7 protein-coding genes and 1 tRNA gene are annotated in these 7,155 nt (G+C 64.8%); 2 read left to right on the forward strand and 6 right to left on the reverse strand.

Going from position 1 to position 7,155, the window contains the following annotated elements; genetic code table 11:
- Window positions 1-2 precede the first annotated feature (2 nt).
- From MJ783_RS17030 to MJ783_RS17045, 4 genes are all read right to left on the reverse strand, one after another.
- A tRNA-Ala gene (locus MJ783_RS17030) sits at window positions 3-75 on the reverse strand.
- A 1,309-nt stretch (window positions 76-1,384) separates the two neighbouring features.
- A complete protein-coding gene (locus MJ783_RS17035; RefSeq protein WP_239311451.1) occupies window positions 1,385-1,516 on the reverse strand; it encodes a DLW-39 family protein in 132 nt (43 codons plus the stop codon).
- A 114-nt stretch (window positions 1,517-1,630) separates the two neighbouring features.
- Window positions 1,631-2,173 (reverse strand): YbhB/YbcL family Raf kinase inhibitor-like protein, encoded by a 543-nt coding sequence (locus MJ783_RS17040; RefSeq protein WP_239311452.1) that lies wholly within the window; start codon window positions 2,171-2,173, stop codon window positions 1,631-1,633.
- 629 nt (window positions 2,174-2,802) lie between these two features.
- Window positions 2,803-3,516, reverse strand: a complete 714-nt coding sequence (locus tag MJ783_RS17045) for a DedA family protein (RefSeq protein WP_239311453.1) — start codon at window positions 3,514-3,516, stop codon at window positions 2,803-2,805.
- A gap of 170 nt (window positions 3,517-3,686) precedes the next feature.
- Between MJ783_RS17045 and MJ783_RS17050 the strand changes: the two genes are divergently transcribed.
- Both MJ783_RS17050 and MJ783_RS17055 read left to right on the forward strand, forming a co-directional pair.
- Window positions 3,687-4,601 carry an AEC family transporter gene (locus MJ783_RS17050; protein WP_239311455.1) on the forward strand — a complete coding sequence of 305 codons (915 nt, stop codon included), beginning with the start codon at window positions 3,687-3,689 and terminating at the stop codon, window positions 4,599-4,601.
- A gap of 333 nt (window positions 4,602-4,934) precedes the next feature.
- Complete coding sequence (locus MJ783_RS17055) at window positions 4,935-5,111, forward strand: carbamoyltransferase C-terminal domain-containing protein (RefSeq protein ID WP_239311469.1); 177 nt, start codon at window positions 4,935-4,937, stop codon at window positions 5,109-5,111.
- Window positions 5,112-5,410: 299 nt separating this feature from the next.
- Here MJ783_RS17055 and MJ783_RS17060 read toward each other — a convergent pair whose 3' ends face one another.
- Entirely contained in the window at window positions 5,411-6,073 is a 663-nt protein-coding gene (locus MJ783_RS17060; RefSeq protein ID WP_239311457.1) for a PhoU domain-containing protein, read from the reverse strand.
- A 260-nt stretch (window positions 6,074-6,333) separates the two neighbouring features.
- Window positions 6,334-7,155, reverse strand: an 822-nt coding sequence (locus MJ783_RS17065) for an MMPL family transporter (protein ID WP_239311459.1), incomplete at its 5' end; no start/stop codon positions are given.

Here is a 7,155-nt window from a genome sequence, read left to right on the forward strand (position 1 = left end):
GGTGGAGACGCGGGGACTTGAACCCCGAACCCCTGCCTTGCAAAGGCAGTGCTCTGCCAATTGAGCTACGCCCCCGGTAGGCGACACACGACGCCCGTCGGGAAATCCCCCTCAAGGGTACGGCACGCCGCGGCCAGCCGGGCAACCGGTGGCAGCCGGCGAGGGCGCGGGTTGTGCTCCACGGGAACACCACCCGCGCTTCGTCCCGCAGCCATCTACTGGGGTCAGGGGACACAGGGCGCAAGGCCCAGGGAACGCAGGAGAGATCCGGCAAAATTTCGATCTTCCGGGCAGGAAGGAGCCGGTTCGGGTCCCGGCGAAGCCGGGCTGGACGAGTCACTCCCCTGTATCAGCACGGCCACACCAGCTGTCGTGCCTGGCTCTGGGGACGCCGAGGGCGGCACCGCCGGAGTGGACGCCACGGTCGACACAGTGCTGCCTGAGCCCATCGGCTCGTCGCTGCGCGGACCGAGGCCAGCCGGCGGTGCCGGCGCTTCAACCGGTACAGACACGGACGTCGCGCCGGCCGCCACCATCCTTGGGCCGTCATCCGAGTGGGCTGGCGGCCGCGTGGCCATGGCCGATGCCGTCGCCACCGCGTCCCGTGCATCCTGTCCGGGAAGACCCACGACATCGGGTACGGGTGTTGCCACTCCGGCCGTCCCGTCACCTGATGCGCCAGGACGGGCCACGGTCGCCGTGTGCTGCCCGCCGCCCGACAGGACAGCCGAGACAACGAGCAGAACAATAGCTGCGAATCCTCCTAAACCAGCACCAATGGCAACCTCGCGAGGCCGCGGGGTGCCGTCATCCGATCCGCTGGAGCGGACCAGGCGCCGTGATTCGCCAACGCGCACGCTGCTGTTGCTTGTCATCCGTCCCCTTCACGCCCGGAGCCACCTTCCAGGCGCCCGGTTCGATCCCGGGCGTCCCCATCCGACAAGCAGATCTCACAACGCTTTGCCTACAAAGTAGACACAAACAGTGAGGAGACCCAAAGGATGCCAAAGGGAACTCAACCACAACACCACTACCAGTGGGTTAATCTCTCGAAACCGAGAACGGGAGCAGCAGGGCGGAAGCCTCAAGAATCAGAGGGCGCGGGGCCGGACCGGGCTCCGCGCAGGCCATGCAGGCCATGCAGGCCATGCAGGCCGTCACGACGGGTGGGCACGTCGTCGGCCGTAGATCATAAATGTGATGAAAATCACGAAAATGCCAGTAAAATGTTACATACGGCCAAAATAGACCAATGGAGCGAAAACAGAGCGGCGCTGTGTGCCGTATCGGCGCGAAGGCGTCCACGGGCAGCCCGACACGCTCGCACCGCGATAGGTGGAGGCGTGGCGGGCTGACGTCCGAGCCTCGCCCGAACCCCTGGGGCTCAGTTCAGGTTGATGGCGGTGGTCGCCTCATGCCAGAGGTCAACCTCGTCCTTGCCCCTACGACGGCGCACGACGGTCGCCACCGCTCCAGCTCCGGCAACGACAACGAGAAGCACAAGCTTGCGAATCATGTAGGCCAACCTACCCGCGCCCGGCGATCCTTGCCCGCCGTGTCCCAGACGACCTGTTGTGGGAGGCCGCGGGCGCTCGCGAGGGCCGGATTCACAACAATCTCCGGGAGATCATCAACGCTGGTACGTAGCCCGCAGGACACCGCGAGCAAGAGTGTGGAACGCCAGGTTGAACCCGACAACCGCGGACGAGACAGAGTCGGGGAGCCCGAGCGACGGGACGTCGACCGCATGGGCCGCAAAAATGTAACGATGCGGACGATCACCCTCCGGAGGCGCGGCGCCACCGAAATCGGCCGTACCGTAGTCGTTCCGTACGTGGAACGACCCCGAGGGCAGCTCCCGAAGATCACCACTTGCCACGCCGTGAGGCAGTTCGGTGACCGAGAGCGGGATGTCGACCAGCGTCCAGTGCCAGAAACCGCTGCCCGTCGGTGCGTCCGGGTCGAAACAGGTGACAACGAAGCTCCGCGTCCCCGCGGGGAAGCCCGTCCACGCAAGGTGCGGCGAGAGGTTCTCCCCACCTGCGCTGGTGTGGACCGCCGATGGAGCAAGTGTGCCTCCATCGGAGAAGTCGTCACTACTGAGCGTGAAAGACGGTACGCGGGGGAGAACATCGAACGGGTCCGGGGGCGTGCCGCGGTCAAGTGAGGACATCAGCCAACCTCGTTTTCTGTCAGATGACTTCCGTTATGACATGACTCTTGCATGCCCGGTACAGCGTTTCACACAGCCCTGTCTCCCACACCGCCCGGACATGGGGCGCCCACTGGAGCCGGCACGCCCCATACGCTGGACGGAACCCAGGCGCACAAGCACCGCACTCGCCTGTCAGGTAAGTTGGGTAATATTAATTCAGCAGCCCGGCAACAGGGGACGCGGTATCGCGGGGTTATCACGAGGTTGGGGCACGCACCTCGCGTCCGGTGGCTCCTTCCGCCGTCTCGCGACACACGCGCCCCAGCCCCACTTTTTGATCCACATCATTATCGCCGGGCGCTCTCAAGCCATCCAGGACCTATTGACGACACGGCACCTCCGGACGTTTTCAGTCGATCATAAATAGCTGCCTGAACAGGATCTTGCAAACACTGTGACGAACCGCCCGGTCACCCGAAGAAAAACCTTGCGATCGTTGCGGGTTTTTGGCTGCCAAACGGGACACACGGGCCTCCGACCAACTAATCTGAGAAGTGCCCGGTGGGGCGACTACCAACTCCCCCCGTGTTGGCGGTCTCCCACCGGGCGCTTCATCTTCCGCCCCGGGACGAGCGGGCCAAACGCTGTCAGTCCTGATCAGGTATCGGGCGCGACTGCGACGAATGCCGCGGACCGCCTGAGTCCTTGGCCGGCCGCGTTGCCCGGCGATGCGCCCGCAACAGCTCGAAGGCGATCGGGATGACCGATAGCAGCACGATCCCGATGAAAATCGTCTCGACGTGGTTGGCCACAAAGTCGACCTTGCCCAGGAAATATCCGATCACCGTTACAGCGCTGCCCCACAGCAGCCCGCCAGCAACGTTGAAGATGCTGAAGAGCCGGTAGTTCATGCCACTGACACCCGCGATGATCGGGGTGAACGTCCGCACGATGGGAACGAAACGGGCAAGAATCACTGAAACAGGGCCGTATCTCTCGAAAAATTCACGGGCCTTGCCCACGTTCTCCTGTTTGAACAGCCTCGAGTCGGGCCGCCGGAACAAGGTGGGACCGACCTTACGCCCGAACAGGAAACCTGTCTGGTCACCGAGGATCGCGGCAATCGAGATCAGAAAACAGGCAAGCCACAGCGGAGTGGACAACGTGTGGTTGGACACAAGCAGACCGACCGTGAACAACAACGAGTCACCGGGCAGGAAAAAACCGACAAGCAAGCCGGACTCGGCAAAAACGATCAAAAGCACAACGATCAGACCCGCTTTGGCCAGATGCTGCGCATCCAGGATGCTCGGGCCGAGCGCGAGGGTGGTCGAGGCGACCGTTGATGCTGAAACAGACACTATGACGGGCCTCCGGAGCGACTCGGGACACAAAGGCAGGCTTGCGGCCGATTCGGTTCCCGCCTCGACCGGGCGCTCTTCGCGGACGACAAGGAGCGTATCCACCGGCGCCGGCACGGCTGCCCGCGGCCCGCTGCGGGGTCTCCCCGTCCGCCTGACAGGATGCGCAGGTGTCCGCTCTACTCGTCCTGGTTGTCGGTTTGGTGGCGGGTATCGTGGCAGGGGTCACGGCGCGGCGGCACGGCCGCGTCGACGACGGCGCCCATCAGATGGTCAATTTCTGGGTACTCGACGTAGCCTTGCCCGCCCTGGCACTCCACGTATTACACAGTGTAATATTTCCTGCCAATCTGTTACTCATCGTCGCTGGCCCGTATCTGCTGTTCGCCTTCGGCGCAACACTTTTCCTCTCGCTCGGACGCGTCCTGCACCTGCGCCGGGACGTCGTGGGCGCGCTGATCGTGACCGCCGCCGTGGCGAACACGTCTTTTGTCGGGATACCGATGGTCACGGCCTTCTTTGGAGCGGAATCGGTTCCGGTCGCGCTTCTCGTCGATCAGCTCGGCTCGTTCATCATCGTCGGGACGGCGGTCATCGCGGTGGCGGCCACAGCGTCGGGAGCCGGTGTCACCCGGGCGGAGATCGCCCGCCGACTACTCACGGCACCCGCGCTGATCGCATTACTGACAGGGCTGGTACTGCGTCCGGTCGCCTTCCCCGGCTGGCTGACGGCGACGTTGACCACCCTCGGCTCAACCCTCACGCCTCTGGCGCTGTTCTCGATCGGTCTGCAACTGCGTATCGGCGCGGTGCGTGCCTGGCGTCGGGAGCTCGCGATCGGTCTGCTGGTCAAGCTCGTTATCGGCCCCGCCCTGGTGTTCGGGGTCTATGCCCTGGCCGGCTCCCTTGGCGACCATGGGGTCCAAGTCGCGCTGTTCGAAACCGCGATGCCACCGATGGTTGCTGGAGCAATGATCGCCATGCGGTACGGCCTGGCTACTCCGCTGCCCAGCCTGATGGTCGGCGTCGGGGTTCCGGTATCGCTCCTCACACTGCCCATCTGGTCATGGATCTTACAGGGCTGATTCGCTGTTGGCTGCGGATGCGGGCTCGGCTGCCTTCGGGCTGGCGCCCGCAGTAGGTTACTTTCTCTACCGGCGCACTGGCACCGTCCGATCTGGAACCCTGACTACCAGCATAAGAGCGCCCGGCAATAGGGGTGTGGGTCAAAGAGTGGGGCTGGCGTGCGTGCATCGCGAGGCGGCGGAGGCAGGCACCGGAGGTGTTGGGTGGCGACCGACGAGCCGGGGTACCCGTGCATCGCGCGGCGATGGACGGGGAGTGATGGACGGGGAGCGATGACGCGAGGTGGCTGCCCCAGCCCCGCGATGCCGCGTCCCCTATTGCCGGGCTCTAACATGCCGCGCTCCCGCCAGGAACCGGCCCTGCACCGGCTCCTGGCGGCATTCCGGGACACATCCGGATACGGCGTGCTGTGCGACACATCGTTGAACTTTCCCGGCTATGGATTCATCAACCGGATGTCCGAGCTCATCGGCTACTGCGAGACACAGCGCATCTCAGAGCGCGTTTGAGATCGTCATTCCGGCTCGCCGTGTCCAGGCGCCCCCTGGCCGCGTTATCGGCCACACCGAGACAACTCATCCGGTATCGCTTCGGCCTTCCGTCTTGCCAGGGGGTGCCTGGACACGGCTCACTGATCGAAAGCCCGATCTCACACACGCTCTCAGACGTGATTGTCAGTGACAGCTGGTACCAGCCGCTCTGGTAGGCAGCGGTAACCGTCACCACAAGGACACCGAGGATGTATCGAGAGGTCTGTGCCTGATCGTCTCGCACCGCGCTCCGGGTCCCGGGTTCCTTCCGCCAGCCCTCACGTTGTTGCCGGGTGGACGCGGGCGAGCCGGCGGGCAGCGGTGACAGCCTGGTCGCCAAAACGCTCGTAGTAGCGGGAAAGCAGGGTGAGGTCCACAGCGCTCTGCACCCCATGCGGCCACGCCGGATCGGTCAGGGTTGCCAGCAGCCGCCGGTGGATCTGGTCGATCTGGTCGTCGGCGGCCTCCACCTGCCGCGCCGCTTCACGATCATCATTGCGGATCGCGGCGGCGAGCTGCTCAGCCAGGTCGCCACACAGTCGACCGAGACGGGTGATGACGGGACGCAACGGAGCCGGAACCACCGATGCCGGTCGTCGCAGGTCGGCGGTGGTGGCGATGTGATCGGCAAGCTCCCCCATCCGTTCCACCGCGGTCGCGATACGCAGACAGGCGACAACAAGCTGAAGGTCCCCGGCCACTGGGTTCTGGCAGGCCAGCAGCACGACCAGCTCGTCGTCCAGTTCCTGGCTGTCGGCATGCAGCCGCGCCAAGGCGGCGTGTACAGCGATGGTGTCAGCCTGGCCCGCATCGGGACCGGCCACCGCGGCGGTGGCGGCTATGACGATCTGGCTCGCCTCGCCGGCAAGCCCGCCCAGAGTGGCTCGGACCCGATCCAACTCGGCGGTGTATTCAAACCGATGCGGTCCCGGAACATCCATCCTCCGATAATGCTCCCATCTCGGCGTCCCGGCTCGTCGAGAACGGGCACAAAATGGACGTGACACGCCCTTTTCCGGCTTTCAGCTGCCCGTCGGTCAGAGCGTGTGTGAGATCGGCTTCCGATCAGTGAGCCACCTCCAGGCGTCCCCTGGCAAGGCGGAAGGCCGAAGCGATACCGGATGAGTTGTCTCGGTTTAGAGCGCCCGGCAATAGGGGTGCCTGGGCGCGGCGAGCCGGAATGACGATCTCAAACGCGCTCTCAGCCATGAAGCCCGCCCGGATCGGCCGCGGGGCGTGCCCTGGGCGCCAGCGGCGAGTTCCTGACCCGGAAGACCCGCGCGACATTCCGCGGCAGCCACCAGTTCCAGCGTCCGAAGAGCTTCATCGCGCTCGGGACGAGCAGCGCCCGGATGATGGTCACATCAAGAATGATCGCCGCCGCGAGCCCGAACCCGAACTGTTGCAGACCGACGATGGACCCGGCGACGAAACCCATGAAGGCCGCGAACATGACGAGTCCGGCCGCGGTCACGATGCGACCGGTCCTCGCCAGCCCGAGTACCACCGCGGTCTCGTTGTCATGGCCGGCGTCCCACTCCTCGCGCATGCGGCTCACCAGGAAGACCTCGTAGTCCATGGAGAGGCCGAACACCATCGCGAAGATGAAGACCGGGATCCAGCCCTCGATCTGGTCGAAGGAGATGAGCCCGAGCGCGCTGCCCGCGCCCCACTTGAAGAAAACCACGAGCAGGCCGTAGGCAGCAGTGATCGAAAGCAGGTTCAGAATAATCGCCTTCAGTGGCAGGACGATTGACCGGAAGGCCCGCAGCAACAGGAAGTACGTCAGGAGGAGCACTCCGAGTACGAGCCAGGGGAAGGCGCTGTAGGTGAGATCGAGGAAGTCCACCCCGCTCGGCGGGCCACCGCCGGCATAGACGCTGACACCGGTGGGGAATCCGGCGGCCGTGACGATGTCATGACGAAGGCGGTCGGCGAAGTCGAGCGATGCGGGTACCCCGTACTCGCTCTTCCCGATCACCTGTAGTTGCAGGTAGCGCCGGGACGGGTCGACGAACTGGCC

This window comes from Protofrankia sp. Cj3 (assembly GCF_917627355.1).
In the GTDB taxonomy this organism is placed as follows: domain Bacteria; phylum Actinomycetota; class Actinomycetes; order Frankiales; family Frankiaceae; genus Protofrankia.